The sequence below is a fragment of the Lysinibacillus sp. NPDC097162 genome (assembly GCF_044762185.1).
Classification (GTDB): Bacteria; Bacillota; Bacilli; order Bacillales_A; family Planococcaceae; genus Lysinibacillus.
In genome coordinates this window covers 2,184,320-2,210,550 of record NZ_JBIWDT010000001.1, presented here as the reverse complement: position 1 = coordinate 2,210,550, position 26,231 = coordinate 2,184,320, and the positions used below count along the sequence as shown (strand labels likewise).

Below are 26,231 nucleotides of genomic sequence, written 5' to 3'. Positions count from 1 at the left end.
TAGAGTCGGGCACATTTTAAGAAAGGGGCTTTCAAATGTCAAAATTCAATCTATCCCAACTTATGAACACAGAATCCAAAAAGCAAAGTGTAGCTTTCAAGATTGAGCATATTGCTTTAAATCACATCCAGCCTTCACCAAAGAATAACTACAGTGTTGATGATGTAGCAGATCTTAAAGCAAGTATTGAGCTTTATGGCCTACAGCAAAACTTAGTGGTCCGTGTCAAAGACAATGGAACTTACGAGTTAGTTAGCGGGCATAGGCGTTTAAAAGCAATGCAGGAATTATGTAGCGAAGGGAAAAATAATTTTGAAAAAGCGCCTTGCAAAATCATTAAATCTACAGACGATATACAAGCGGAATTACAGCTGATACTTGCCAACTCTACGACACGGATATTAACTGATGCTGAAAAAACGATACAGGCTGCAAGGCTATATGAATTATTACAAAAATTGAAAAATGGTGGTTATCAACTTACAGGGCGTAAACGTGAAATTGTAGCAGAACTTATGGGAGTATCTTCGGCGCAGATACAAAGGATGGACAGCATCAATAAAAATCTAACGCAAGAGCTTAAAGATGAATTTACGAAAGAAAACATCAATATCACAACAGCATATGAAATGTCACGGCTTTCACAAGAACAACAAAAAGAATTGGTGCAGGAAAGTGTTGAGCAAGGTAAGGCATTAACGCCAGCGTCAGCAAAGGCCATGCGTCAAGAAGTTATTGAATCTGAGCAGAAGGACAAGCCTATCACACATGAAATAAAAATACATCCTAAGCCTTTTCAAGCAGTAATCAAAGGATTGAAGTCGTGGGAGTATCGCTTTAATAATCGTAATTTCCGCGAAGGTGACAAATTGAAGTTGAATGAGTTTGAGCCTGAGAAGATGGCTTACACTGGCGAATTTGTTGAAGTGCGCGTGGTGTACCTTCTGGAAGGAGGACAATACGATATTCCAGATGGATACGTGATTATGAGTATAAAAAAGATTAGATAACAATGTGGCCCATTTATTGGGCCACACACAATGGAAGGGTTGGTAGAAGTGAGAAAGACATATAGTGGAGGCCATGCTAACCGTGGCGCGAAATTAGAAATGCTTGTAGAAATGACAAATAACCAATATCGCAATGCTTGGTTAGCAGATATTAGAAAAGTACCTACGCATGTGAAAATACTTAAAACTGAAGGAAACAAAGTATCAGGCCATCTTGATACTGCGACATGGGTAGACTATAGCGGTATTTACGAGGGCTATTCAATTATATTCGATGCGAAAGAAACAAAGCTTAAACGTTTTCCTTTGAAAAACATCTCACCTCATCAGTATCAGCTATTAAAGTCTTGGCACAAGCATGGAGCGATTGCTTTTTTATTAGTTGCTTTTTGGTTGGAAGGAAAAAATGAGCCAGAAATTTATGTATTACGTTTTGAACAATTAGCGGAGTTTTATGAAAGTCAGGGAACTGAAAGAGGTACTAAATCTATAGCAATCGATTTTTTTAGAGAAAATTGTGAACGTGCTAAATCAGGGAATGGCTTTACTGTTGATTATATAGACGCACTTAATTTAGAACACGCATTGCGTTGACTAAGAGTTAGGGGCGAGGAGCGAGCAAAGTAATGTCAATTATACAGTTAAACATTTTCGAATGTGATATTAGTATCCAACGTGATGATTTTATTTTTCTGCAACTGGAAGAATTGCAGATTGAAAGTCAATTATTCATTGGTGATCTGAGAATAAGTCGAACAGAAAAATTTTATATCGTAGAAAGAGAAGCAGAGTTTGAAGAGGTTTTTAGAGATATTAAATGTTGTTATGAATTTATTAATCAAGTGTAAGGGGGAAGCATGATGTCTGAGTCATTCTGGAATGCAAAACAGGGCGGGTATCTAAAGTGTCCTGTAAAGGAATGCAATCATATAGGTATTGTTATTACGAAAGCACATTGTCGCATAGTGCATGGCATGACTAGAGAAGAAGTACGAAAGCAATATGGGTTTCCTAAGAGTGTTTCTAAACTAAATCGCAAGCAGATTAAAAGAATAATAGAAAAATAAAAAAGGGTGGTTGTATTGAAAAAAATCTTTGTATCAGTATCGCCAGAAGCGGAAGAATTCTATTTGCTTTGTAATGAGTGGGTAAAATTGACAGGTCATAAAATCACGATTGATGATTTAAGTTTTAGCGCTATTCCATTTCCAAATCTATTTAGGATTTTCGAATTTGAGTCAGGAGCAAGAATATTTGATGTTCATGTACCTGATGTTATAGAGAGTTACGAAGAAACAATGTTATTTTTAGAAATTGATGTAGCCGTAAAATTAGTTAAATTGATTGAACATGTGGGAGTCGAAAAGATAAAAGCGGAATCAAATCGAATGAAAGAAATAATGACAAAAAAACTAGGGCCAAAGCCAAAGTGCGAAAAAATAAATACAGAATGGTTAAAAGCTGATATAAGTGAAACCTTAAATTAATTCATTTAGTGATGGGAGGTAAACAACCCATGTTAGAAATTATAAATAAAAAAGTGGTATTAACACGAAAGACGCATGAGTGTTATGGGTGCTTAAAAGAAATAGAAAGAAGAATAAATGCTATTTATGTTACAGCAAAACAGGATGAGCAGCAGATGCGTTTTCACTTACATGAGAAGTGCAATAAAATAATTGCTAAAGATAAATGGTTTATGGGGAGTGGTCTATTTAAAGGCTGTATTAAAGAAGCGGAAAAAGTATTAGAAGTTGTTGAAAGTATTAATATTACCGCAGATGAAGGGTTACCGTTTATATAAATAAAGTAGTAAGGGAGAGTGAAAATGAAAACTATCGCTTGGTTTAGTGGTGGTGTAAGTAGCTTTATATCAATCTATTTGATGCAAGACCAGATAGACGAAATTTATTTCATTGATGTAAAAGAACAACACGAAGATACCTATAGATTTTTGAAAGATTGTGAGAAAGCAATTGGGCGTAAATTCACGATAATAAAAAATGAAAAAACGTATAGTGCAACGGAGACTTTACGTAAACGAAGATATATCAATGGTCCATCTGGTGCTCCATGTACGAGTGAATTAAAGCGCAAAGTAAGACAACGGTGGGAACAGACACAAGATGATTTATTGCGCTATGTATGGGGCTATGACAGTGAGGAAAAACATCGTGCTGAACGACTATTACAAACGACACCAGAACATGAACACGTATTTCCTTTAATTGATGCGATGCTAACAAAAGATGAAGTACATGGGTTGCTTGAACGATTGGGCATTAAACGACCATTAATGTATGAGCTAGGATTCCGCAATAACAATTGCGTTGGTTGCGTTAAAGGCGGTATGGGCTACTGGAATATGATTCGTAAGCATTTCCCAGAACGTTTTTACGAAATGGCTGCATTAGAAAGAGAAATCGGTGCTACTTGTATTAAAGGGGTTTACTTAGATGAGTTAAATCCAGAACGAGGCAGAATTGAAGATGAAGTGATGGGTGAGTGTGGCATATTATGCGAAATCGCTTATGCCAGTGCAGTTATGTAGTTGCTGCACAATATGAGGAGAATTTACAGTCAATACAAAAAACATTTGGAGGAGAATTTATATGAAAGCAATTGATAAGCAAGCAATCTTAGACGTTCTAAACAGCTTAGAGGTAATCGAACAAAACGGTGGAGAAAGTGCTTATATTCTTGTTGAAAATAATGCAACTAATCACGAAAAGTTAAATGCTGTTGGTGTACCAAGTGAAGCAATAAATAAATATGGTGATGAAGAAACGTTTTGTATTTTAGCATTAGCATTCAGTGAGGGCTATGCAAACGAGTTAGAGTATACCAAGTTGATTCTTAGACCAGATAAATTTGCTGTATATGATACATCTTTTAATGAATTCAGCTTACATGATACTTATAAAAGTGCTTTGGCGGATTATGAGGCAGCTAAGGAGTCCATTATGGAAGAGAGCTTGTCTGGTGATGAACAAGTATATATTTTAGAAGTTAAAAAGGTAGCTTGCATAGTTGAAGATAAAGAAAGAGAAGATGATCCAGCAGAAAAAGGTTTTGAAGGATGGTCTAAGTGGGAAGAAATTGATTTTGATAAATAGCAATTACTGAACCATATGAGGAAACCGTATAGAAGGAGGAAATGAAATGAACGACAATTATTCACGAATTAACGAGGAAGTAGTGGCTATTTTAAAACATTTAAAAGCGGAATCTGCATTTGAAGGTACAGTACTTGAAGGTAAAGAGCAAAAATATACAGTAATCAATATAGCTGATTTAGTTAAATACAACAGTGAACATGTTTTAAATGAAGTAACACCATTGTTAGACTCACTTTTGACGAATATCGAAGAGGGACGACAGGTTGATGGTAAAAGGCCGTATAACTCTTATGTAGTAATAAATACAGATGAGCCGTACATCAATGAAATAATCTCAATACTAGAAAGTAACGATCATTGGGATGGGGTGTCTGTCGAAAGTAGCTCGCTTTTAATACCAAAAGATGAAATTCAAGAGGCAGCAGATTTACACTTACAAACGATTTTAGACTTACAATGCATTCAGAGAATGATTTCTACAGTAGATGATCCAGTTAATCGTTCAATTGGTGTAGCATTGAGCGAGTTAGAAGCAAAATTTCATAAAATCCATGATAAGTGGTCAGAGCATGATTAAACACAAGATAAATATTGTTCAGAAAGAGGGAGTGGGTTCATGAATAAATATTATGAAGGTTGTGGAAATTCGTATAATCCCGACGAATCAGGTGCAGTTTTTTTGTAGTTCAATATGCGAAGTAGAATATGATGGTTAACCCGTTAATCGACAAAGATTTTATTCAGCAAGGAGTGCGAAAAATGAAAATTGAAGCGATATATCAAAACGCAGAGATAACAAGCACATCAGTATGCGGTAGACACTTCAATCGCGTAGCAATAAGTTATGACGAATATGCATTTTTAACAGAATTAACAGGTGTAGAAAATCCGTATAAGGGTTATGGGGATGATTTTATAGAGATGGATTATCACAGTCAATTTATACCGTTAATTGGGAATGCACGTGATGCAGCTTTTCACAAAGAAGAACAAAAACTAATTAAGCAAGATGAAATAACAGCATGGAAAGCTGTAAATGGATTGTTTGAGGATGAAGATGAAAATTACTATCATGGTTAAATTATCAAATTTTTATATGGTTATCAGCTGATAATTGCAATATTTTTACTAAATGAACTATATGAGGACTAGATGAAATGCGATGAAGGAGTGTTCCTATGGAAAGTATCGAATTAGAGAAAATTACTGAAATAGTAATAACCAAATTTAGTGAACTACAAAGAGAAGAACAAACAAAAAAGTCAGATAGAAGGCTTTTCAATACTCGACTTTTGCTAAGGAATTACCATAACCTAAAAGCAAGATGTGAAGAATTAGTTGAAAAGAATAAAACGGAAACAGAAGATGATCCATTTATTGCAATTGGCGGTGAATATCTGTCTATTGAATCTCTAACACGTAGTAGTGCAAGAACTATGAATATGATGAACTTCATTGATAAGATGCTAGAGTTTTACAAAAAAGATTGTGAGCGGCAGGGGAAAGAAGATATTAGGAAATATAATACATTGATACATTTCTATATTAATGAAGATAAAAAAACATATGAGGATATTGCGGAGCTTCATGAATTAAATGAACGTACAGTTAGAAGGGATCTAAAAGAAGCGGTACATGCATTATCTGTATTAATATTTGGAATTGATGGATTGCGCATTCAGTTATAAGATGTCAAAAACATGCCCTTTTTTATGCATTATAAATATAATATAGTGTAAATGTAGAGTAATTGGATTTACTTTACAATAGTCTTCCAATCGACATAGAAGTCCTGTTTTAAACAGGCAATAAAGTTTAATAGACGTTTGCGGAACGTCAACACTACAGAGTCACATCTAATCAGGTGTGACTTTTTATTATGCCTTGAGAGGGTGAACAATGATAAAACCAGAACGCATACAACAACTCCATTCACATATTAATAGTGGCGAGCTTATGAAGTTCTATAAATCAAGAGAGTGGATGTCATTACGTAAAGAAGCATTGAAACGAGACAACTACGAGTGCCAGCTTTGTAAAGCAACTGGGCGTTACCATAAAGCTGAGAATGTGCATCACATGAAAGAAGTGAAGACACATCCTCATTTGTCATTAACATTGAGTAATCTTCAATGTTTATGTATCAAGTGCCATAACGAGGTGCATGATCGATTGGAATCAGTTAGAGCGCCTAAGTTTACTAATGAAGAGAGATGGTAAGTATGCTTCTTGGTGATGGTACATGGTCATTTGATACAAAGGAAATTGATGATGCAGTTATAAAACAACAGCATGATTGGTATGAGCGTGATATGTTAAATGCTTTTACTCGTTATGCTTATTATCGTTACAAACAGATAAGAGACTGTGTAAACTCTCGCAAGTGCAAGCACATGACGATTGTTAAGGTACGCGATCAATTAACTGATGATAGTAAGATGCAATTCATCTGTGACTTGTTACGTATTTCAGACGATGAGGTTAAGTACATTGTTGATTTTGCAGATAAACATCTTCAGTACGTCAAATAGATACCCCCCCATCAAAAAGTTTCGACTTTTTTAGGGGATTCGTTCAACGGTAGGGGTTCATGGGAAAAGATATTTTTTTAATTTCTCCCGCGAGAAAGTGCACACAAATTTGAAATGTATAAAAATACACACGAAAGGTAGGCGGAAAGGGTGCATGTCACATGAATTAGCTTTTTATGATTGGCTCAATGGCATGAAATATAAGGACATTGCTGCAAAGTATGGAGTTACAGAAAATACGGTAAAGTCATGGTATAAACGCCATCATTGGAAAAGAAAAAAAGAAAAGCTTGTAGAAAAAAGTGTGCAAGAAGAGTTGATTGATGCACCACCTTCTGTAGAGTTAGTACCTAGTCACAATAGACTTCGATTGATAATTGAAAAGGACTTGAAAGAGCAGTTACATGAAAAAGGTGCTACACATTCTTATTACATTGATTTAGTGGATGATTATATGGCTTTATGGGATGTAAAGAATAAGTTGATTGAGGATATCAATGATCGTGGTGTTACTGTTCCAGGTATGCATGGACAGAAAAAGAATGATAGTGTAGGCGAGCTTAATAAAACGAATGCACAAATGTTAAGGATTTTGGCCGAACTAGGTTTGAAGGTTACTGATATTGAAAAGCCAGATCCTGATAATGATGATGACGAACTATAAGTTCCATCCTTACATCGATGATTATATTAATGGAGTAAGAAGCGGTAGTTATATTGTATCGAAAGATGTAATGCTACTTATTGACCTAGTCGAACGCAAACTGAATCAGCCAAACGTTATTATTGATACAAATGAAATAACCGAAGCAAAGGAATTTATTGAACGCTATTTCACGTTTAAACTGTATCCAGCACAGTTATTTGTATTAGCCTGTATAGTTGGACTTTTCTACGATGATGAAACATTAGTATTTAATGAATTCCTTTTGTTATGGGCTCGTGGTGCTGGGAAGAATGGTTTTATTGCTGCCATTAGTTTTTATTTTATAGCGAAACAAGGCATTCCTTTTTATAACGTTGACATTGTAGCCACATCCGAAAAACAAGCAAAAACATCTTTCAATGATGTTAGAAATGTACTTGAAAGTAAAAAAGTAAAGATGAAAAAGCATTTCAAATGGACTAAGGAAGAAATAATCCATTTGAAATCTCAATCTGTGCTTACTTATCATACTAATAACGCCAAAACAAAAGATGGTCTACGCCCTGGTGTCATTATTTTTGACGAAGTGCACGAATATGAATCCTACGATAATATCAAAGTATTCACATCAGCATTAGGTAAAGTACCTAGAGCTAGAAGAATCTATATTACAACTGATGGATATGTACGCGGTGGTGTACTGGATGACTTTAAAGCTGAAGCAGAAATGATTTTAAAAGGTGAATTGCCGAACAGTCGAATGTTTCCGTTTTTGGCTCATCTTGATGAAGAAGAGGAAATGCATGATTTTGCTATGTGGGAAAAAGCGAATCCAGGTATTCACTTCTTGCCACATTTAAAATTAGAAATGGAAATGGAGTATGAAAATCTAAAAACTCGTCCATCACTTCGAATCGAATTTGTAACAAAACGAATGAATTTACCATTTATGTTATCAGCAAATGGAGTAACGGATTGGCCAAAATTAGAAGCAGCTAGCAAGCCATTGCCAGATCTGACAGGACAAGAATGCATAGGTGGAGTTGATTATGCAGATATACGTGATTTTGTCGGGGTAGGATTGCTTTTTAAACACGAAGGAAAACGCTATTGGTTAAACCATACTTTCATCAATCATCGTAGTTTAAAACTGTATGATTTTAAAATTGATATTGCTTTGGCAGAGAAAATGGGGCTTGTCACCATCATTTATGAGGAAACAAATAGTCCAGAAATAATCGCGAATTGGTTTGTAGAGCAGTCTAAAAAATATAGGATAAAGACTGTTGCAGCAGACCACGTAAAATTTAGTCACTTGGAAGAAAAATTCAAAGAATATGGATTGGATCTTATTAAAGCTCGAAAAGGTTCGCTAACTCACACGATATTAGAGCCTATTATCGAAGAAATGTTCTCGCATGAAAAAATATTGTGGGGCAACGATTTTATGATGCGTTGGTATACGTGGAATACGTATGTGAAACGAGACGGAAAAGGAAATATCACATATGAAAAAATTGAGCCAGAGTTACGGAAGACTGACGGCTTTTTTGCATTCTTACACGCTCTACAGCATGAAAACTTATTAACTGAAAAGCAAATTATCACAGAAGAAAATGTAGTAAGAGCATTTAAAACATACAGCTACTAGGAGGTGAGGAATTTGAGCATGTGGCAATGGGTAAAGAGGTTCTTTAAAAACGGTCAATTAGAAAGCCTGAAAGATTGCTACTATGAATTATCAGCAGAGTATTATTACAAAAAGCTTGCAGTAGAAACTTGCGTAAACTTAATTGCAAATGCTTTATCGAGATGCGAAATAAAGACATTTAAAGAGGGCAAGGCTCATCGTGGGAACATGTACTACGCTTTAAACGTGCAGCCGAATCAAAATCAAAATGCAACGGCATTCTTTCATAAGGCTATTCGTAAATTTATCTATGAAGGTGAATGTTTAATCGTCATGCAGGATGATAACTTCTACATAGCTGACAGCTTTAATGTGGAAGAGTTCGCATTCCAGGAGAATAAATATTCAGGAATACAAATTGGAAATTTAGCGATGAACAAGATGTTTAATGAATCAGAAGTCATTCGTTTGAAGTTGACTGATACAAAAATTCTCTCAGTGATTAATGACTTGTATGATTCTCATGGGAAAATGATTGAAGCAGCTAAAAGTTATTACAAGCTAAAGAATAATAAACGCGTATTAGTCAAAGGTGATTTTTTAAGGGCGCAGGACGATGTGACACAAAAGAAAATTGATGACATGTTTGAAACTCAATTGAAGAATTGGTTTGATCCAGATAAAAAAAGTGTCGCTTTTCAATTACAAGAGGGTTTTGAGCTAGAGGATATGTCAGATGCAAAAGTTGGTTTAACCATTGATAGCCGAGACATTAGCAATCTTATAGACGACATTTTTAATTATGTAGCAATGGCATTTCACGTCCCTCGTGGCTTGTTGAAAGGCGACCTCGCTGACATAGATAAACAGACTGACAATTTTATTATGTTTGCCTTGAATCCGCCAGCGGAGATGATGGAGGACGAATTTAATCGTAAGGCGTATTCCAAAGAAGAATATCTAAATCGTACTTATGTAAAGATAGACACATCGAAAATAAAAATCACAGATATCGTACAGTTGGCAACTGCCTTCGATAAAATGTTTGCGATTGGAGTCTATACAATTAATGATATTTTAAGCGAGTTAGGCCATGAAATAGTCGATGATGAAATAGCGAATAAGCGTCACGTTACAAAGAACTATCAAGATGCAGAAGAGGCATTAAAAGGAGGTGAGGAAAATTGACAGTTCAAGCAAATAAAAGACGAAGACGTTTCAAAAATTCTCAGTATGAGGACATGATACCGGAAATTCCAAAAAACTTTGCTATTGAAGTGAATGAGATTAATGACGAAACAGTCTTAACTATCTATGGTGATATAGGTGAAAGTTTTTGGTATGAATCAACGTCCGCTAATGACATTGACAGTGCACTGAAAGAAGTAAAGACAAGTAATATCACGATAAGATTAAATAGTCCTGGGGGCGATGCTTTTGATGGAATCGCTATTTACAACCGATTGAAGGATCATCAAGCTAAGGTGAAAATCATTGTTGATGGTTGGGCTTGTTCAGCTGCATCTATTATTGCTATGGCAGCGGATGAATTAATCATGAAACTAGGTGCTATGATAATGGTACACGAGGCATGGACCATTGCTATTGGTTCTAAAACAGAAATGCAAAAAACTATCGATATGATGACAAAACTAGACGAATCACTTTTAGATATTTATATGACTAAAGCGAAAATAACACGTGATGAGATGAAACAATTTGTAATAAATGAAACGTGGTTCACGGCAGATGAAGCTATAGCGATTGGTTTTGCTACTGCAACTGAGGATACAAAAGATGAAGAAGCGGACAAAGCGAATGCAGAAGCATATAAATATAGTGTCCTTGCTCGTTTTAAGCAGGAGTCCACACAACAATCAAATAATATTATAAAAAAATTCCAACGCAACTCAACTGAGTAGGCGTTTTTATTTTATTTAAAAATAGGAGGTCATTTATATGACAGGTATAAAAAATTTAGATAAAGAGTCACAAGGCATTGACAAACAAGCGCAAATCGAAGGTTTGAAAGCTGCATTTGAAAATGGCGATGCAGCAGAAGTTGCGGCCCGCATTGTACAGCAATATGAAGAGAACTTTACTCATTATCAGGATGTAATGAACACAACCATCCGTGAAGCAAAACGCGCAAATGAGCAACAATGGGATGCGACAGTCTTGGCTACTCGCGGAGTACGCCAATTAACAAATGAAGAGAAAAAATTTTACTCACAAGCGATTGAAGTAGAATCTTTCGACGAGGTATTAGCGCTTATGCCTCCGACAGTATATGATCGTGTATTTGAAGACTTAGCCCTGGATCATCCATTGTTATCACTCGTAAACTTTACGCAACTTGGTGCTACTACACAATGGGTTGTACGCAAAGAAGGTGCTACAACAGCATATTGGGGCGATGTATGCGACGAAATTCAAGAAATGATGGATAGTGGTTTCAAAACAATTGAAGCAAAAGCATACAAATTATCAGGCTTCTTAGTTGTATGTAAAGCAATGTTTGAGCTTGGACCTGAATGGTTAGATCGATATGTGCGAGCAATCATGGCAGAAGTTGTATCAGCAGAATTAGAAAAAGTAATTGTAAACGGTACAGGGAACAAACAACCGATTGGTATGATGCGAAATCTTGATGGTGCGGTAGTTGGTGGCGTTTATCCTGAAAAAGCGACAGTGGAATTAGTGTCATTTACACCTCATGAGATTGGTACAAAAATTTTAGCACCCTCAACAAAAAATGGAAAACGTGATGCGCAAGATGTTGTACTAATTATTAACCCATTTGACTACTACTCTAAATTATTTGCGTATGGTGCTAAACAACGTGAGGATGGTGTTTGGACTTTTGGAAATTTCCCAGTGCCAGAGCTTGAAATCATTAAATGTTCAGCTGTACCGCTAAACAAAATGGTTTCGGGTAAACCAAAAGATTACTGGATGGGCGCAGGTAAGGCAACGTTAGAATCATCGGATCATGTGCGAATGATACAAGACCAACGTCTCTATTTAACTCGCCAATTAATAAACGGGCAACCTCTTGATAACGAAGCGTTTACAGTATTTGATATTACAAAAACTGCTATTAATAATGCATCAACGGGTGTGACACAAACACCAGACACACCGTAAGGAGGGGAAACAAATGATTACAGCAAAAGTAGTTAATTCATTTAAAGAACTACAACACAACGGCCATATGTACAATACAGGAGATACGTACCCAGCCGAAGGTTTCGAAGCAACAGAAGAACGTGTCTTTTTTTTAACAGGTGTTCATCCGAAATATGAAAAAATCTATCTTGCAGAGGTTGTGAGTGATGAGCAGGGAGAACAAGAACAAAAACAGGAAGAACAAAAACAGGAAGAACATGTATCAGAGCATCCTAAGCATATAGGAGGAGGCTATTACGAGCTTTCGAATGGCGTTAAGATAAAAGGTAAGGAAGATGCTATTGAGGCTGAAAAAGCTATAAAAAGAGGTAAATAGCCATGTCAGAGTTATTAGCAGAATTAAAAAGTAGATTGCGCATTACATGGAATGATGAAGATGCCGAATTACAAAGAATTATTAATAGAGCAAAGTCTTACTTCGAGAAATTGACAAGTAAGGCTTTTTCTTTTGATTTGGATGATTGGGAAACAGAGTTATTGTTTGAACGTTGTCGTTACGTTTACAACAATGCAGCAGATGAATTTGAAAAGAATTTTTCGGATGAATTGAAGCGTCTTATTCTTCATGTTGCTTTAGAAAAGAGGGCATCTAATGGCAATCAAAAAGATCCGTGATGTTTTAAATGACGGATTTATCGAATTTGGCACAAAGGAAACAGAGAGATCTATTAAAGGCAAGCGGATTGGTGAAAGGTTTGTACCGATGGGGAGACTTGCTTATCAAGAAATGTCATGTCGTGATGAAGATTATGAAATAGCAAAAGTATTAAGTGCTGTTTTAAGTGTGAAAATCCGCACTCTCTGTCCTCCTATTTTACGCAAATATGATAAAAGTAAATTAAAAGTAATTTTAGATGGTGTAGAATTTGACGTCATAAAAGTAGATAGTGACCGAGAAAAAATGTATTTATATTTTTATCTCCAGGAGGTGGGAATGCGTGAGCAAGACTTTGGAGAAAATGCAAGAACAAATTGAAGCACTATTAAAAGCTTTAAATACATTTAACATACCTGTCTTTGAGGATGGTCTCGCAGAAGATGAGGAAGCACAGTTTGAAAAAAAAGGCTATCATTTCTTTGTCTACGAAACAGGAAATATGTTTAAAAACGATGATCTAAAAACAATCAAACAGGAAATCGTAGTTTACTATTACTCTGAAAATCGCGATGACTTAGATGAGCGGACGATTGAAATTATTCAAGCTTTATCTAAAGTACCAATCATAAAGTTTGAACGTTCACAAAAGCAACAATTAAGGCGTAAAGATACAGACAACTACGTTGACAGAATTGTCTTATTATACAATCGGAAAATTGTTACTGGATGTGCAGAAATATGAGAGCACAGTTAGAATTTAATAATCTAAGCTCGCTTGAAGAAAAAATTAGAATGTTACCAAACAGTGCAGAAAAAGCGATCAATCAAGTATTGCATTCCAGAGGTATTGAAATTGCAACTAGAGAAATGACAAACCTTTTACCTGTCTCTAAAGTTCGTAATAAAAAGCATGCAAAAGACAGTAAATGGTCCAAAAGTGAGATAGCCAATTTAGAATTTGTTGTGAAGTCAAAAGGTGGGGCAGCTAACAAAAAGGGGAGCTTTGGCTATCTTGTCTTTCCAGATGAGGGGCGTGGTCCATCTAATCCTTGGGCACAGCGTTTTAGTGATAGGTCATTACAAAAATCAGTGCCGAAAATTTTAGCTGAACTTGATGAAGCGTTACAAGACTTAATACAGGAGGGTTTATAATGACAGCACAAGTAGTTGAACAATTTGATTCATGGGAAATTAAAAATGCATCTATTCAATTTATAGAGGGAGGAACACAGAAGCCAGGTACAAAATTTGGCTGTGTAGGGACAATATCTTCAGAACCAGAAACAACGGTTTTAACAAAAAAATGTGGTCGTTCAACAATGGGTGAAAAAACAGTAACAACAAAATTGAATGTAACTGTAAGTGCACATGTTCCTGTGCAAGTGTTGCGCGATTATTTCGGATTGTCCAACGAAAATTTAAAGACAGGTGTATATAGCTATGGCTCAAATTCTTTGGGGAAAGATTTTGTGTTTACTGCTGATGTAATTGATCTTTTTGAGGATTTGACAAAGGTAATAGCTTTCCCAAAAGCATCTAACGCTGGTGGCTTTAAAATAAATATTGACACATCACAAGAAGAATTAGCAATGTTAGAACTAGGATTTTCCGCAGTTGCAGATGCATCTGGACAGTTCTACTATGAAGCAATTATTGCAGAGCTTGATGATCAGGCAATTGTAAATACATGGCATACTAATTTCAAAAGATCTCTTGTTGAAGCCGTAGAAACACCTTAATCCAAGCACCTCCTTATTGGAGGTGTTTTTATTTTTAATTAAATATTGGAGGGGAATCACATGAAGATTAAAAAGGTCGAGTTAAAAGAAGTAGAAATAAAAGAAGTTGACGGTGAATTTGAAAGGACTTTCATAAATACAAAAGTGCATCCAGCTTTTTTAACGAATGCAGCAGTGAAAAAAGGCTACGACACAGGCTTATTAGAAACAAGTTTATTCGAGGATTTACTGAAACTAAAAGGGTTAGAAAAGCTAATTTCAGAGGTTGAGGATGAAAAAGCGTCTTTAGAATTATTGGGGGCCTTTGATGAACAAAAATTAATTTCTGTGATTTATCTAGCTGTAATTGGTGCGGATAAAAATCTAGGATTATCCTTTGATGAATTTTTAGATAGATATCATTATCCATTAACAGAAACAATTAAACTATATGCCGATTTGATTGTTGGACTAATGAGTGAATCGAATGAATTTGCGCAAGCTCTGCAAAAAGAAACGAAAAAAGGAAAAAAAAAATAACGCCACCAAAGTTAGTAATTATGCACGTAGAGGACCTTTACACACTCTACGTATTAATAGCTGGCATCGACAGCGAAACCTTTTGGCATGCTCCTATTGCAAGCGTAGAGCGTATTTATGCAAACAAACTGGCGTTTGATGGATGGAGTAATAGCCTGATAGGAGAGTGATGATGTGGCAAATAACAATGAAGTTCAAATAACCTTTAGGGCCAGCAATCAAGAATTTAATAAGTCTATGGCGGAAATGAATAAAGAAACAGCAGCATTACGCCAACAAATGAAGCTTCAACAAGAGCAAATGAAGCATAATGCTACAGATTCCGAAAAGCTTGAAGCAAAGATCAATAGCTTACAACAAATCTACGAAGTTGCACGTAGAAAGACAGAAGCCACTACAAGACAACTAGAAGAAGCTAAGGCATTATGGGGTGAAAATTCTGAAGAAGCGAAGAAACTTGAAACACAATTGCGTAGAAATCAGATTGCAGAACAACAGGCTGCGAATGCAATTGCTGAAACACAACAGGCTTTACAGCGAGCGCAACAATCTCAAGCAGATCAGAATGAGTCATTACGACAATTAGAAAATTTATTTGCTGTCACTGGTAAAACAGTAAATGATTTTTCAGGTATTTTAGGTAGAGATTTAACTAGAGCTATTCAAAACGGTACTGCAAGTGCTAATCAGTTAGATCGAGCATTTGACCAAATTTCAAGGTCATCACTAAATGCTGGTCGTGATTTAACTGAAGTAAGAACAGCGATCCGTTCTATAGACAATGGCTCTTCTGTCGAACAAGTACGATTTGATTTAGAAAGATTAAGCCAATCAGCAAGTGAAGCAGAACAAGAAGTAAATGAGTTGGGAGATTCCTTAAAGTCAATGGCTGGCGCAGCGGTTGCAACTGTAGGCATTGGAACTGTCATTTCAGAAGCGTTATCAAGTGCGAGCTTGGATACGTCAATCAAGCTGTCGTTTAATGTACCAGAAGAGTCTAAGGCGACTGTACGAGCTGCGGTAAAAGATGTAGAGGCTTATGGGGTTGAAGGCGAAGCGGCACTAGAAGGTGTTAGGCGACAATGGTCTTTAAATGCTGAAGCAACAGATAATGTAAATAGGGAAGTAGTTAAAAGCGCAGCTACAATTTCGAGAGCTTATGCTGGAATTGATTTTACGGAGTTAATACAAGAATCAAATGAAATAGCCGATGCATTAGGAATAAATAATTTAGAAGCGGTCAATTTAGTTAATAATTTATTAGCTATCGGATTTCCACCAGAACAGCTTGATATTATTTCAGAATATGGAATCCAACTAAAAAGGGCAGGGTTTGAAGCTAAACAAATTCAAACCATTCTAGCAAATGCAGCATTATCTAAATCATGGAATATCGATAATCTTTTAGATGGGTTAAAAGAAGGCCGTATAAAAGCTGTTGAAATGGGCCGAGGGATGACCGAATCCATGAAGGATGCTATTCGTGATGTGGCTGGCGGTACTAAAAAAGTTACAGATGAACAACTAGCTATGATGGAAGATGGTTTTGCTAAACAAGAAGAAGCTATGTCCAAGTCTCTTGATCGTCAAGAAAAAGCGCTTTCCAAAAGTCACTCAAAGCAACAGGATGCTTTATCTAAAAAATTAGATTCTGAGTATAACGCTGCTTCAAAAAATTATGATCAACAGCTAAAAAGTTTAGAGAAATCACTAAGTGATAAATACGATGCTGTGTCTAATAATTATGACGAACAACAAAAATTATTGGAAAAATCATTAGCGGCAGAAGTAAAAGAATTTGAACGTGCTTCAAATGAAAAAATAAAGGTCATTGATAATGAATTTAAGGAACGTTTAAAGCTTATTGACGAAGAAAAATACAATCAATTAAAAGCTTTAGATGCTCAAATTGATTCACTAAATGCACGTACTGCTGCTGAAGATAAAGTGATTAAAGAACGTGAAAACTCCGAGAAGAAAGCGGAGTTAAACAAAGCAGTTCGGGTTGCTAAGAATGGTGAAGAACGGCAAAAAGCAATAAAGAACCTACGGGATTTTGAAGAAAAGCTACGCTTAGAATCTATTCGCGAAGATCGCAAAAAACAAATCGATAATTTGAAAGAACAAAAAGACAGTGTGAAAGATGCTTCAGATGCTAAGAAGGATGCCCTGAAAACAGAGATAGATGAACGGAAAGAACATTTAAAAGAGCAAACTAACGCAGAGAAAGAAGCAATGTCTGAACGTCACAACGCTCAAAAAGAAGCGCTTCAACAGCAGAAAAAAGAGGAACTAAAAGCACTTAGTGAATCAAATAAAGCCCAAATTGATGCAATGCGAGAAGTCAATCAAGCGAAACTGTCTTATTTGAAAGAAGAACAAAACAACCGTAAAAGTGCTTTAAGTGAACGATTAAGTAATGAGATGGATGCAGTAAAAGAAGCGCATCAAGCCGAATTAGCATCGTTTAAAGCAATGAATGATGAAAAGGTGGCAATAGCAAAAGATCCACCAGACAGTGCTGCTGTGCAAGCTTTATTTAGCAAACTTGAAGGATTTGGTAAAGCAATTGCTAAAGGTGGAGAAGAAGGAGCACAAGCTTTCACTGATATGTCTGCTTGGCTAGATTCCATAGGTGATGCAACATTAAGAGAAACTATAGGTGTCGAGCTTTTTGGAACAATGTACGAGGATCAAGGCGAAAAGATTACAAATGTTTTACAAGGCGTATACGCTAGCCAGGAAGAAGTTGCAGACGGCCAAAAAAATATCCAAGATAATATTGATAAATTAGACTCAGATCCAATGACTGAGATAAATCAAGCCTTTACGGATATAAAAGAAGCTCTTAATCCTTTACTTTCTGTGATTGCTGATGTATTAGGTGCATTTGCAGGTTTTGCAAAAGAGCATCCAGTGTTAGTATCTACCTTCGTTGCAATTGTAAGTGCAGTCGGGATTTTAGTAGGGGCTTTTGCAGCTCTTAGTCCAGCAATCATGACCATTATGTCGATGCTTGGCACAGGGGGAGGCGGACTTGGCTTTGGTGCAATTTTAGGTAAAATAATTCCCCTAATCGTCAACATAGCAACGAAAATATTACCAGCTCTACGGATTGCATTTGGAGCGTTAACTGGACCGATTGGAATTGTAGTAACTGCACTTACAATAGCCGTTCCACTTATAATAAAAAATTGGGATTCAATAGTAGAGTTTTTCGGTAATCTATGGGATTTCGTTATTGGGATATTTAAAAATGCAGGAACAGCAATATGGGAATTTGTGAAAAAAAACTGGGAATGGATTTTAGCGGCTATTACTGGTCCAGTTGGTTTAGCAGTGAAAATTATTAAGGATAACTGGGATAAAATTAAGAAATTCACTGATTTTAGTGACCTTTGGAAAAAGACAAAAGAAATTTGGGACAAGGTTGCAACAGCGATCATGTCACCTATTGATAAAGCAAAAGAAGCAGTTAGAAAAGCGATTGAAGCAATTAAGAGCTTCTTTAAATTTGATTTTGAATGGCCAAAATTAAAAGTTCCAAAATTTAAAATTAAAGGTTCGCTTAACCCATTAGATTGGTTTGGAGAAGGATTACCTAAAATTGATATTCAATGGCATGCTAAAGGCGGAGTGTTTAATAAGCCGACTTTATTTAATACAGGTAATGCATTGCATGGTGTCGGAGAAGCAGGACCAGAAGCTATATTACCTCTTAATGAGAGAGTGTTAGGTGCAATTGGCAGAGCGATATTTGATGCTGCTGGAGGAGGGCGACAAGAAGCTCAAGTGATTCATCATAATTATGAACGTATGTTGGAAGGTGCGCAATTTATCATACGTGAAGAAGCAGATATTAAGAAAGTTACACGTCAAATTTATGAGCAACAGCAACGTGATCGAAAGGGGAAATAGTATGTCTGACATCACATTTAAAGGAATACACTGTTCGCGATTGGGGCTTGAGGTTATGGACACTGAAAGACCTCTTTTTGGTGAATTCAGTGATTCATATATCAAATTACCAAAAGTTAACGGCAGTATAGTAATATCTGATAATAGTGAAAGTGATATTGAAATTCGCATACAATTCCTACTTACACCATTAGCAGGTAAAACCTATTATGATGCTTGTCGGGCTTTACGTGGTTATTTCAAATCGGCACAGAAGGAGCATTTAATTTTTGACGAAGATTCTAAGTACGCATACATGGCTAAGTTTATTTCTAGTGAAGATTTTGAACGTATCGTGAATGAAGGGTTATTTTGGGCAACGTTCCGTTGTTCTCCTGATATGGTGGCCTTATGAGTTACGATATTAAAATTCTAAATAATGGTAATTTATTGCCTGTTGGTACACTTGAAAATGTCATTAACGCAGAGATTTATGAAGTCATCAATGACCAATACACTGCTGATATTCAAATTGCTGAAAACAAATTTCCTTCCTTCTTACACTATCCTAATTTAGTGGAGATGGATGGAGATTTTTTTATAATAGCTGGAGTTGACAAGAAACGCGATAGAAGTAAAGAAATTAGGCTTATGCTTGAACATGTGAGCTATGTATTAAATGATCCGTCAGAAGCGCCTTTTTTTTCAGAGGGTGAAGAAGAGTTTTATGAGGGCTCGCCTTTAAATATAATTTCGGAATGTTGGGGAATGGACGGTTTTCAGATAATTGATTTAGCAGGTGGGTATTATTACTACAGACCAAGCGCTAAAGGTGGTCGAAGCCGAATAAATGAATTTGCACGCCAAAATGGGTTAGAAGTTGAATATAACAAGTTTTTAATTACTATTCTTAATAGGCGTGGTGCTAATAAAGGTCTTGTTTTAGAGGTTGGAAAAAACATTCAAACGATTACACAAAAGATAGATTTGAATGACAATTTTTCTATTGAATATGCGCACGAAGTGGACATTATTGATTTTAGTAAAATGTCTGGCTCTCAACAACAAGCTATTGCTTCTGCTGATCTAGGTGATACAGTTCGCATGATTGATACAGATTTAGCCATTGATGCAACTGAACGTATCGTAGGTAAGCGCTATAATCCTTTATTTAAAGAAGTACCGCAATTAGATGTGGGGCAAGTTATACGTGATATTGTAAGTGTCATGAATGAGGATAAAGAAGATGAAGAGAAGGAAGATCCTAGCTTAAATTATTTTTTACAGAGCTGGCAAATTGGTAAGATTAATTGTATGGCACTAAGTGGTATCGAACTTGGCGAGGAAGATACCTTACCAAAAAATATATCTACCTCTATTGATTTTTACATTAGTGGCGAACATAAAGGCATGTCATTAAAAGTGAAGCCTCAATATGCCAACTATCATGTAATAATCGGTGAATTTTATGAAGACGATACCTATGAGGAATACACTTTAGCAAATGTTGTAAACGCAATAAAGGATTGGCATTTCCCTAAACCAAAAATGGTAGGCATATCAATTACTATAAGTGAAGTACCGTTAAATCAGTTAAATCCAGAAGTCCATAAATTCAGAGACTACGCTGTTAAATTTGAAAAAAAGTATATAGAACCACTTCAAGAATTTAAAATAGGAAAGAAAAATGTTCTTGGTATGAATCCATTGATTGATACAGGAGGGGAAAACCTAGAGCTAGACGATATTTCTACAAAGCTTGAATACAATTTGATGCAGGAGCATAAGGGGATGAAATTGTCCCTCAAACGTGAATTTAAAGATTTCATAACTTATATCACTTTACTTGATGAAAATGGATTGCCAGTACAATATGATTTAGAGATTGTGAAAGACCAAATCGGTAAATGGAATTTTCCGCGCCCTGATGCAGAATACGTACTAATAACAATTCAAGAAAAAGCCGAAGCGAATTTCAATCCAGCTATACACAAAAGGGTAATGTATGGTGTCACATTTGAAAAAGTACCTATCGATCCATTTTATGAGTTTCGAATTGGGGACGTAAATTGTTTGCAGTTAAGTGGTATTGATTTAGGTACGAAACCATCACTTAACGAAATTCAAGCAGAGATTTTTTATACAGAACTAAAAGAATATAATGGTTTGAGATTAACGCTAAGAAGAGAGTACAGGTCGTATTCAGTAGAAATTGTAATCTTCGATAAAAATGGATTACCTGAAGTTTATTATTTAGAAGATGTTAAAGGAAGTATAGCAAACTGGAGTTTTCCAACGAATAACATCATGTTCTTGGTAGTTACAGCTAGCGAAGCGCCACCAGGTCTTTTTGATCCAACACAACACCGTAAACAAACTTATGGATTGAAATTTACTGAAAGAAGTGATGAGCCAGATTTACCACCAAGTATAGGGTATTATATAGAATCGGAAATAGTCAAAGCATCAAATACAGGAGCACAATTTGATTTTACAGTGCCCTATGATGATGTAATTAGTGTATCGCTAGGAGTGGGTAAAGTAGAGCAAACAGAGCCTGTTACTTCTTACTGGTCGTTAATTAAAGATGATGATAATAAATGTATAGGTGTTTCTGTAGATATCAAGGGATTGTCTAGTGGTGAGGTTGAAGTGAGTATACAGGCTGTATGCCAGGAAGGTGTAATGGAGGAAGAAGGCGAGCTAAATGGCTAATGGGTTATTTGGTGGTGGAGATGGCGCAGAGTCATCTCCTTTTTTAGTCGAGGATTCACAAGATTTGAATGCGATTAGAAATAATTTATCAGCACACTACAAACAAAAGAAAAATATCGACTTAAAAGTAATTGAAAATTTCGAGCCTATAGGTAGTTATGACACGCCATTTACTGGAATTTATGATGGTTCAAACTTAGAAATAAATAATTTGAAAATTGAGAATGAAGGAGAATATACGGGATTTTTTGCAGTATGTGAAGGTGCTATATTAAAAGGGATAAGTATCAAAAATGCTACTATTAAGAATACTGGAAGTTATACGTATGCTGCTATTTTGGTAGGGGAAGCATCTAGTCAAACGGAAATAACAGATTGTCTTGTAAATGGAGTTGTTGAAGTATTAAATAGTGGCTGTAGTGTTGGGGGGTTAGTATCTCAATTATATAATTCAACCATAAACAAATGCGCATCTGTAAACTCATTTTTAACTGGATTTCAAGTTGGGGGATTATTATGTTACGCTTCAAATGCAGACATACAAAATTCTTATACTACTGGTAATTTAACAGGATATTCACGCAATGCCAATAGTTATATGGGTTCTTTTGCAACTAGTATGTATTACACTACAGTAAAAAACTGTTTCTCTTCAACTCAATTTTCAGTTGATTATTCTGGCACAACTAATGCTCCAATATTTTATCCTTTTGCTAATCAGCAATGGGATACTACCTTTAATTCTTGCTATACAGATACAGAATTGGGCGGTGCACTTCCTTGGATGCCTGACTGTTATTACTATAGCGATAATATTGCGAAAGGTACTGACGGTAGTTTGTATATTTGTACAAACTCTCAATCAAATGTTGACTATGAATATTGGGACCCTGCATGGAACGAAACAGGTCCTCCTCCTTGGTGGCCTGGACCTTTTACTAGAGCACAACCTACAACAGGAGACGTTTGGCAAGAATACTGGCAGGAAGTCACATCCTCGACTCTTCAAGAAGGACGCAATACAGCCCAGATGAAAACGAAGGCAAATTATGAGGATTGGGATTTTGAAAACATTTGGACTATTGTTGAAGGAGTTAGTTATCCAACTTTTAAATTAAAAAGGGCTATAAAAAAGTGCAAAAGAGTGCCACTAACAAACTACAGAAGGTGAAGAAATGGTATTACACGAAAAATTCAAGGATTATATCTTTATACATGGAGATATCTAGGTAATAACCAATTTAAATATACTGTTTTGCCTTTCGCAATTATCTGTGGAAGGCTTTTATTATGCATAAAGGAAGTGTTGATATGGACAATTGGATAATGGCACAGTCGATAAATTTAGGTAAACAAATACTGGAGCAACCTTTCGTTTCATCATTAGGAGCAATTTGCATGATGATTTTTCAATTAGGGTTTGGTGCTGTTCCTACAATTTTAATAGCGTACTTGCTATATGTGACTCTAATCGCGTTAGATTGGTTAACAGGAACATCAGCGGCTAAGAAAGATGGTATTGATACTAGTGCTTATGGGATAGATGGTGTTAAACGTACGGTCTTTTTATTATGTTTACCAGTGTTAGCAAGATTGATTGATTTAATTATGCATTCAGAAGTTATTGTAACTGGAGTTGTTATTGCTATTCTTGCTCGTAGCATCGCACGTTCTGTTATCGCTAACACTAAACGAGCTGGATGGAATACATGGTTGCCAACATGGGCCATTGAATGGGTATCTGCTGAATTGGACCACAAAGATGCAAGAGCAAAACAGAGATTAGAAGAAATTACAAAAAATAATGAAAGAGGGGATGTATGAAATGAAGATTTCTAATGCAGCTCTAAACTTAATTGCAAAGTGGGAAGGGTTTTATGCAAATGCGTACCTTTGTCCTGCGAAAGTGTGGACGATTGGTTACGGTACAACACGATGGGCAAACGGACAACCTGTCAAAAAAGGGGAAGTTATTAAAAAGGAAGAAGCGTGGTTATTATTAGGTAAGCAGGTACAAGAACATGCTAACTCTATTGAGCAGTATGTTAAAACACCACTAAATCAAAATCAATACGATGCCCTTGCAAGCTTTCAATACAACCTAGGCCGTCATATTCTAAAAAGTAGTGCGTTATTAAAATACTTGAATGCAAGACAATGGGAAAAAGCTTGCGCTGAAATGCTTTTATATTGCAACGCTGGAGGAAAACGACTACAAGGTCTTGTCAATCGTCGTATAGAAGAAGTGGCGCTTTTTAAAAAGCCAATTGCAACAGTGAACGTTAAAAACAAAATTCAATATGTAGAAATTAATAAAGATCCAAAAAAATTCCGTATCCAAAGCGGGAATTATAATAGTCGGGAAGCAATGATATCAGCTATGAACTTAGTATTTCAACAAGGATATTTTTCGTACGTAGAGCCTGTAAATGGAAGTACAAACGAAAATGGTTGGCGTTTCATTAGTGGATGGAGTAACACACTTGAGGAAGCAAAGAAAATAGCTGAGCATGCTATAAAAGAGGGGAAATTAAATTACGCAACAATTCGAGGAACAGCACATTAGTAGCATTGACCAGGTTATCACTTCACTGTGAGCCTGGTCTTTTTTATTTCTCAAAAATTTACACTTGCCAAAACACGAACTATTGTTCTAATATAAATACAAACGAATGTTCTTGTTGGAGGAGTGAACGGTGATGAAAGAACAACTGGTAAAAGGAATGCAACGTAATCAATTAGTATACATGATGTATGTAGCAAAGGATGGTTACATAACAAAAAGATGCATAAAAGTCATTAAAATTGTTGGTGATTCATTTCAAGCTTACTGTTTTATAAGACAGGCAAAGCATACTTTCATGATTGATAGCGTATTAGCAGTTGTTCCTATCATTCTCAAGGAGCGTTCAGTTGTATGATAAGTTTTGAACAAAGGCGACTACTCCACAAATATGTAGTTTATGATATGGCAGTACAGACAATACAACGTGACTACAAGGTGATTGAAAATCTTAAAATGAGCAATGTGTATTTACCAATACTCGATAAGCTTTTAGATGACATTTCACAAGAATGTTACAACTCTAAAAGGTTGCTGGCTAAAGATAAAATAAGAGTAGTGCGGTGGGAAAAGACAGATGAATATTTTAGCGATTTAATTGTTGCTACAGCAGGTGAGGACCTTGTGTTGACGTATGCAAATATGGCTTTGAAAACACAGGTTGAAAAGTTGCTGAATCAACACTTATATAAAGATGAGGTTAAAAATTAGTTACCTCTAATTCCTTCATTTACATGTACTTTTACCTAGTGTGACATGAGATAATGGTTATAAGGGGGAATAGGTAATGTTATTTACTCCAATAAAACCAATGTTACTTCAAATGGGTAACAATAATGAAATTATAGATAATCCAGATTGGATTTACGATATAAAATGGGATGGTTGGCGCATCCTTTTGCACAAACAAGGGGATAGGGTTGAAGCATATACACGTCACGGAAATAATGTAACAGCAAAATTTCCTGAACTTCAAGAAGTAGGACAATCAATTCAAACACATACAGCAATTATTGATTGTGAAGGCGTAGTTTTACGAAATGGTGTATCCGTATTTGATGACTTTGCATATAGAGGCAGGCTATCAAACACAAGTAAAATTGAACAGGCTACATTACATTATCCAGCAACATTTATTGCATTCGATGTATTAGCTACTGATAAACCACTAATGCAACATCCATTAGTAAAACGTAAGGAAATATTATCTTCAATTATCGAACCTTCAAATAAAATACTTGTCACACCATCAATTGCGGGCAACGGCAACAATATCTTTCAGTTAACAAAAGACAAAGGAATGGAAGGTATTGTTGGAAAACGAAGCAACTCCACATACAAAATCAATCATCGATCAAATGATTGGTTAAAATTTAAGCATTTTAAAATTACTGATGCTGTTATCCTAGGTTACAAAGAAAATCCGTTTACAATGTTGGTAGGTACACAAGTAAGTAATGGTAAATTTAAACCACTGGCAAATGTTGAATTTGGATTTAAGACAGAAGAAAAAAGGGTATTCAGAGAAATAGCAAAACAAATTGTGACCAGCGTGGACCGTGACATGATGTGGCTTGAACCGAGATTGCACTGTAATGTTCAATATTTGGAAAGAACAGTATCGGGTTCATTAAGAATAGTATCCTTTAAAGGATTTAATTTTGATAAGATTCCTGAAGTAATAAACAAATAACCAGGCGCTCATAATAAATTGAGTACCTGGTCTTTTTTGTTATTCATCATAAGGTCTATATTTTTTTCTGAGCAATTCGAGTTCATCTTTTTTCTCTAACAGTACACTTTTTAGAAACATTTTAGGCTGTTCTTTAGCTGCTATTAGCTTACCTTCTTTCATCAATTTTCCTATACGAGCTTTGGATATTTCTAATACTTCGGCTGCTTCGGCTGCGGATAATAATTCTGTATTTAAGAAACTAAGAAGTTCGTCAGTGTTTGAAAATTCATATTTCATGTTATCACCTTTCTCTTGGGACCATAAAAAGTATTAGCCTTGTAATGTGAATTAAAACAGTTATTCCGTATAGTGTTAGCAATACATAATCAAATGTTGAAGG

General features: G+C 35.8%; 34 protein-coding genes. 33 read left to right on the top strand and 1 reads right to left on the bottom strand.

Annotation, left to right across the window (positions count from 1 at the left end; genetic code table 11):
- Positions 1-35: 35 nt before the first annotated feature.
- The 33 genes from ACIQXW_RS11305 to ACIQXW_RS11145 all read left to right on the top strand — a co-directional run bounded on the left by ACIQXW_RS11305 (position 36) and on the right by ACIQXW_RS11145 (position 25,849).
- The gene (locus ACIQXW_RS11305; RefSeq protein ID WP_402762117.1) at positions 36-1,010 is read left to right on the top strand and encodes a ParB/RepB/Spo0J family partition protein; all 975 of its coding nucleotides are present in this window, start codon (positions 36-38) and stop codon (positions 1,008-1,010) included.
- 48 nt (positions 1,011-1,058) lie between these two features.
- A complete protein-coding gene (locus ACIQXW_RS11300; RefSeq protein ID WP_402762114.1) occupies positions 1,059-1,604 on the top strand; it encodes a Holliday junction resolvase RecU in 546 nt (181 codons plus the stop codon).
- A gap of 32 nt (positions 1,605-1,636) precedes the next feature.
- On the top strand, positions 1,637-1,858 hold the full coding sequence (locus ACIQXW_RS11295) for a hypothetical protein (RefSeq protein WP_402762111.1): 222 nt from the start codon (positions 1,637-1,639) through the stop codon (positions 1,856-1,858).
- Between the two features lie 234 nt (positions 1,859-2,092).
- The gene (locus ACIQXW_RS11290) at positions 2,093-2,497 is read left to right on the top strand and encodes a hypothetical protein (RefSeq protein ID WP_402762108.1); all 405 of its coding nucleotides are present in this window, start codon (positions 2,093-2,095) and stop codon (positions 2,495-2,497) included.
- 29 nt (positions 2,498-2,526) lie between these two features.
- Positions 2,527-2,814: a hypothetical protein gene (locus ACIQXW_RS11285; protein ID WP_402762105.1), complete on the top strand. Its 288-nt coding sequence runs from the start codon at positions 2,527-2,529 to the stop codon at positions 2,812-2,814.
- 24 nt (positions 2,815-2,838) lie between these two features.
- A complete protein-coding gene (locus ACIQXW_RS11280; RefSeq protein WP_402762103.1) occupies positions 2,839-3,561 on the top strand; it encodes a phosphoadenosine phosphosulfate reductase domain-containing protein in 723 nt (240 codons plus the stop codon).
- A 61-nt stretch (positions 3,562-3,622) separates the two neighbouring features.
- On the top strand, positions 3,623-4,126 hold the full coding sequence (locus tag ACIQXW_RS11275; protein WP_402762100.1) for a hypothetical protein: 504 nt from the start codon (positions 3,623-3,625) through the stop codon (positions 4,124-4,126).
- A gap of 46 nt (positions 4,127-4,172) precedes the next feature.
- The gene (locus tag ACIQXW_RS11270; protein WP_402762097.1) at positions 4,173-4,706 is read left to right on the top strand and encodes a hypothetical protein; all 534 of its coding nucleotides are present in this window, start codon (positions 4,173-4,175) and stop codon (positions 4,704-4,706) included.
- A 128-nt stretch (positions 4,707-4,834) separates the two neighbouring features.
- On the top strand, positions 4,835-5,209 hold the full coding sequence (locus ACIQXW_RS11265) for a hypothetical protein (RefSeq protein ID WP_402762094.1): 375 nt from the start codon (positions 4,835-4,837) through the stop codon (positions 5,207-5,209).
- 98 nt (positions 5,210-5,307) lie between these two features.
- Positions 5,308-5,817 (top strand): hypothetical protein, encoded by a 510-nt coding sequence (locus ACIQXW_RS11260; RefSeq protein ID WP_402762091.1) that lies wholly within the window; start codon positions 5,308-5,310, stop codon positions 5,815-5,817.
- 211 nt (positions 5,818-6,028) lie between these two features.
- A complete protein-coding gene (locus ACIQXW_RS11255; RefSeq protein WP_402762088.1) occupies positions 6,029-6,349 on the top strand; it encodes an HNH endonuclease in 321 nt (106 codons plus the stop codon).
- Complete coding sequence (locus ACIQXW_RS11250; protein ID WP_402762085.1) at positions 6,343-6,660, top strand: hypothetical protein; 318 nt, start codon at positions 6,343-6,345, stop codon at positions 6,658-6,660. The genes ACIQXW_RS11255 and ACIQXW_RS11250 overlap by 7 nt, the downstream gene beginning before the upstream one ends.
- 154 nt (positions 6,661-6,814) lie before the next feature.
- Positions 6,815-7,324, top strand: a complete 510-nt coding sequence (locus ACIQXW_RS11245) for a P27 family phage terminase small subunit (RefSeq protein ID WP_402762083.1) — start codon at positions 6,815-6,817, stop codon at positions 7,322-7,324.
- Positions 7,284-8,957: a terminase TerL endonuclease subunit gene (locus ACIQXW_RS11240; protein WP_402762080.1), complete on the top strand. Its 1,674-nt coding sequence runs from the start codon at positions 7,284-7,286 to the stop codon at positions 8,955-8,957. Before ACIQXW_RS11245 ends, ACIQXW_RS11240 begins: the two co-directional genes overlap by 41 nt.
- A 12-nt stretch (positions 8,958-8,969) precedes the next feature.
- Positions 8,970-10,124: a phage portal protein gene (locus ACIQXW_RS11235; protein ID WP_402762077.1), complete on the top strand. Its 1,155-nt coding sequence runs from the start codon at positions 8,970-8,972 to the stop codon at positions 10,122-10,124.
- Positions 10,121-10,858 (top strand): head maturation protease, ClpP-related, encoded by a 738-nt coding sequence (locus ACIQXW_RS11230; protein WP_402762074.1) that lies wholly within the window; start codon positions 10,121-10,123, stop codon positions 10,856-10,858. Before ACIQXW_RS11235 ends, ACIQXW_RS11230 begins: the two co-directional genes overlap by 4 nt.
- Positions 10,859-10,895: 37 nt before the next feature.
- A complete protein-coding gene (locus tag ACIQXW_RS11225; protein WP_402762071.1) occupies positions 10,896-12,083 on the top strand; it encodes a phage major capsid protein in 1,188 nt (395 codons plus the stop codon).
- Positions 12,084-12,096: 13 nt separating this feature from the next.
- Positions 12,097-12,441 (top strand): hypothetical protein, encoded by a 345-nt coding sequence (locus tag ACIQXW_RS11220; RefSeq protein WP_402762068.1) that lies wholly within the window; start codon positions 12,097-12,099, stop codon positions 12,439-12,441.
- Between the two features lie 2 nt (positions 12,442-12,443).
- Positions 12,444-12,740, top strand: a complete 297-nt coding sequence (locus ACIQXW_RS11215; protein ID WP_402762065.1) for a head-tail connector protein — start codon at positions 12,444-12,446, stop codon at positions 12,738-12,740.
- Positions 12,718-13,101 carry a phage head-tail adapter protein gene (locus tag ACIQXW_RS11210; protein WP_402762062.1) on the top strand — a complete coding sequence of 128 codons (384 nt, stop codon included), beginning with the start codon at positions 12,718-12,720 and terminating at the stop codon, positions 13,099-13,101. The genes ACIQXW_RS11215 and ACIQXW_RS11210 overlap by 23 nt, the downstream gene beginning before the upstream one ends.
- Complete coding sequence (locus ACIQXW_RS11205; protein ID WP_402762059.1) at positions 13,064-13,465, top strand: hypothetical protein; 402 nt, start codon at positions 13,064-13,066, stop codon at positions 13,463-13,465. The genes ACIQXW_RS11210 and ACIQXW_RS11205 overlap by 38 nt, the downstream gene beginning before the upstream one ends.
- Positions 13,462-13,875 carry a hypothetical protein gene (locus ACIQXW_RS11200; RefSeq protein WP_402762056.1) on the top strand — a complete coding sequence of 138 codons (414 nt, stop codon included), beginning with the start codon at positions 13,462-13,464 and terminating at the stop codon, positions 13,873-13,875. Before ACIQXW_RS11205 ends, ACIQXW_RS11200 begins: the two co-directional genes overlap by 4 nt.
- Positions 13,875-14,462 (top strand): phage tail protein, encoded by a 588-nt coding sequence (locus ACIQXW_RS11195; protein ID WP_402762053.1) that lies wholly within the window; start codon positions 13,875-13,877, stop codon positions 14,460-14,462. Before ACIQXW_RS11200 ends, ACIQXW_RS11195 begins: the two co-directional genes overlap by 1 nt.
- A 60-nt stretch (positions 14,463-14,522) precedes the next feature.
- Entirely contained in the window at positions 14,523-14,981 is a 459-nt protein-coding gene (locus tag ACIQXW_RS11190; protein ID WP_402762050.1) for a hypothetical protein, read from the top strand.
- Between the two features lie 174 nt (positions 14,982-15,155).
- On the top strand, positions 15,156-18,899 hold the full coding sequence (locus ACIQXW_RS11185) for a tape measure protein (RefSeq protein WP_402762047.1): 3,744 nt from the start codon (positions 15,156-15,158) through the stop codon (positions 18,897-18,899).
- Positions 18,790-19,293 (top strand): distal tail protein Dit, encoded by a 504-nt coding sequence (locus ACIQXW_RS11180; RefSeq protein WP_402762044.1) that lies wholly within the window; start codon positions 18,790-18,792, stop codon positions 19,291-19,293. The genes ACIQXW_RS11185 and ACIQXW_RS11180 overlap by 110 nt, the downstream gene beginning before the upstream one ends.
- On the top strand, positions 19,290-21,593 hold the full coding sequence (locus tag ACIQXW_RS11175; protein ID WP_402762041.1) for a hypothetical protein: 2,304 nt from the start codon (positions 19,290-19,292) through the stop codon (positions 21,591-21,593). The genes ACIQXW_RS11180 and ACIQXW_RS11175 overlap by 4 nt, the downstream gene beginning before the upstream one ends.
- Complete coding sequence (locus ACIQXW_RS11170; protein WP_402762038.1) at positions 21,586-22,764, top strand: GLUG motif-containing protein; 1,179 nt, start codon at positions 21,586-21,588, stop codon at positions 22,762-22,764. Before ACIQXW_RS11175 ends, ACIQXW_RS11170 begins: the two co-directional genes overlap by 8 nt.
- A 140-nt stretch (positions 22,765-22,904) precedes the next feature.
- A complete protein-coding gene (locus ACIQXW_RS11165) occupies positions 22,905-23,417 on the top strand; it encodes a phage holin family protein (protein ID WP_402762035.1) in 513 nt (170 codons plus the stop codon).
- A gap of 1 nt (position 23,418) precedes the next feature.
- The gene (locus ACIQXW_RS11160) at positions 23,419-24,159 is read left to right on the top strand and encodes a lysozyme (protein ID WP_402762032.1); all 741 of its coding nucleotides are present in this window, start codon (positions 23,419-23,421) and stop codon (positions 24,157-24,159) included.
- Between the two features lie 133 nt (positions 24,160-24,292).
- The gene (locus ACIQXW_RS11155; RefSeq protein WP_402762029.1) at positions 24,293-24,514 is read left to right on the top strand and encodes a transcriptional regulator; all 222 of its coding nucleotides are present in this window, start codon (positions 24,293-24,295) and stop codon (positions 24,512-24,514) included.
- Positions 24,511-24,867 (top strand): YhjD family protein, encoded by a 357-nt coding sequence (locus ACIQXW_RS11150; RefSeq protein ID WP_402762026.1) that lies wholly within the window; start codon positions 24,511-24,513, stop codon positions 24,865-24,867. Before ACIQXW_RS11155 ends, ACIQXW_RS11150 begins: the two co-directional genes overlap by 4 nt.
- A gap of 76 nt (positions 24,868-24,943) precedes the next feature.
- Positions 24,944-25,849 carry an ATP-dependent DNA ligase gene (locus ACIQXW_RS11145; protein WP_402762024.1) on the top strand — a complete coding sequence of 302 codons (906 nt, stop codon included), beginning with the start codon at positions 24,944-24,946 and terminating at the stop codon, positions 25,847-25,849.
- Positions 25,850-25,888: 39 nt separating this feature from the next.
- On the opposite strand, the gene ACIQXW_RS11140 is transcribed toward ACIQXW_RS11145, so the two are convergent.
- Entirely contained in the window at positions 25,889-26,128 is a 240-nt protein-coding gene (locus ACIQXW_RS11140) for a DNA-binding protein (protein ID WP_402762021.1), read from the bottom strand.
- Positions 26,129-26,231 lie beyond the last annotated feature (103 nt).

Excerpts from the sequence above, each read along its gene's own strand:
- ACIQXW_RS11305 (WP_402762117.1), top strand. The coding sequence starts at position 36 with ATGTCAAAATTCAATCTATCCCAACTTATGAACACAGAATCCAAAAAG.
- ACIQXW_RS11295 (WP_402762111.1), top strand. The coding sequence starts at position 1,637 with ATGTCAATTATACAGTTAAACATTTTCGAATGTGATATTAGTATCCAA.
- ACIQXW_RS11285 (WP_402762105.1), top strand. The coding sequence starts at position 2,527 with ATGTTAGAAATTATAAATAAAAAAGTGGTATTAACACGAAAGACGCAT.
- ACIQXW_RS11280 (WP_402762103.1), top strand. The coding sequence starts at position 2,839 with ATGAAAACTATCGCTTGGTTTAGTGGTGGTGTAAGTAGCTTTATATCA.
- ACIQXW_RS11275 (WP_402762100.1), top strand. The coding sequence starts at position 3,623 with ATGAAAGCAATTGATAAGCAAGCAATCTTAGACGTTCTAAACAGCTTA.
- ACIQXW_RS11270 (WP_402762097.1), top strand. The coding sequence starts at position 4,173 with ATGAACGACAATTATTCACGAATTAACGAGGAAGTAGTGGCTATTTTA.
- ACIQXW_RS11265 (WP_402762094.1), top strand. The coding sequence starts at position 4,835 with ATGATGGTTAACCCGTTAATCGACAAAGATTTTATTCAGCAAGGAGTG.
- ACIQXW_RS11260 (WP_402762091.1), top strand. The coding sequence starts at position 5,308 with ATGGAAAGTATCGAATTAGAGAAAATTACTGAAATAGTAATAACCAAA.
- ACIQXW_RS11255 (WP_402762088.1), top strand. The coding sequence starts at position 6,029 with ATGATAAAACCAGAACGCATACAACAACTCCATTCACATATTAATAGT.
- ACIQXW_RS11250 (WP_402762085.1), top strand. The coding sequence starts at position 6,343 with ATGGTAAGTATGCTTCTTGGTGATGGTACATGGTCATTTGATACAAAG.
- ACIQXW_RS11245 (WP_402762083.1), top strand. The coding sequence starts at position 6,815 with ATGTCACATGAATTAGCTTTTTATGATTGGCTCAATGGCATGAAATAT.
- ACIQXW_RS11225 (WP_402762071.1), top strand. The coding sequence starts at position 10,896 with ATGACAGGTATAAAAAATTTAGATAAAGAGTCACAAGGCATTGACAAA.
- ACIQXW_RS11220 (WP_402762068.1), top strand. The coding sequence starts at position 12,097 with ATGATTACAGCAAAAGTAGTTAATTCATTTAAAGAACTACAACACAAC.
- ACIQXW_RS11215 (WP_402762065.1), top strand. The coding sequence starts at position 12,444 with ATGTCAGAGTTATTAGCAGAATTAAAAAGTAGATTGCGCATTACATGG.
- ACIQXW_RS11210 (WP_402762062.1), top strand. The coding sequence starts at position 12,718 with ATGGCAATCAAAAAGATCCGTGATGTTTTAAATGACGGATTTATCGAA.
- ACIQXW_RS11200 (WP_402762056.1), top strand. The coding sequence starts at position 13,462 with ATGAGAGCACAGTTAGAATTTAATAATCTAAGCTCGCTTGAAGAAAAA.
- ACIQXW_RS11195 (WP_402762053.1), top strand. The coding sequence starts at position 13,875 with ATGACAGCACAAGTAGTTGAACAATTTGATTCATGGGAAATTAAAAAT.
- ACIQXW_RS11190 (WP_402762050.1), top strand. The coding sequence starts at position 14,523 with ATGAAGATTAAAAAGGTCGAGTTAAAAGAAGTAGAAATAAAAGAAGTT.
- ACIQXW_RS11180 (WP_402762044.1), top strand. The coding sequence starts at position 18,790 with ATGAACGTATGTTGGAAGGTGCGCAATTTATCATACGTGAAGAAGCAG.
- ACIQXW_RS11175 (WP_402762041.1), top strand. The coding sequence starts at position 19,290 with ATGAGTTACGATATTAAAATTCTAAATAATGGTAATTTATTGCCTGTT.
- ACIQXW_RS11170 (WP_402762038.1), top strand. The coding sequence starts at position 21,586 with ATGGCTAATGGGTTATTTGGTGGTGGAGATGGCGCAGAGTCATCTCCT.
- ACIQXW_RS11165 (WP_402762035.1), top strand. The coding sequence starts at position 22,905 with ATGGACAATTGGATAATGGCACAGTCGATAAATTTAGGTAAACAAATA.
- ACIQXW_RS11160 (WP_402762032.1), top strand. The coding sequence starts at position 23,419 with ATGAAGATTTCTAATGCAGCTCTAAACTTAATTGCAAAGTGGGAAGGG.
- ACIQXW_RS11155 (WP_402762029.1), top strand. The coding sequence starts at position 24,293 with ATGAAAGAACAACTGGTAAAAGGAATGCAACGTAATCAATTAGTATAC.
- ACIQXW_RS11150 (WP_402762026.1), top strand. The coding sequence starts at position 24,511 with ATGATAAGTTTTGAACAAAGGCGACTACTCCACAAATATGTAGTTTAT.
- ACIQXW_RS11145 (WP_402762024.1), top strand. The coding sequence starts at position 24,944 with ATGTTATTTACTCCAATAAAACCAATGTTACTTCAAATGGGTAACAAT.
- ACIQXW_RS11140 (WP_402762021.1), bottom strand. The coding sequence starts at position 26,128 with ATGAAATATGAATTTTCAAACACTGACGAACTTCTTAGTTTCTTAAAT.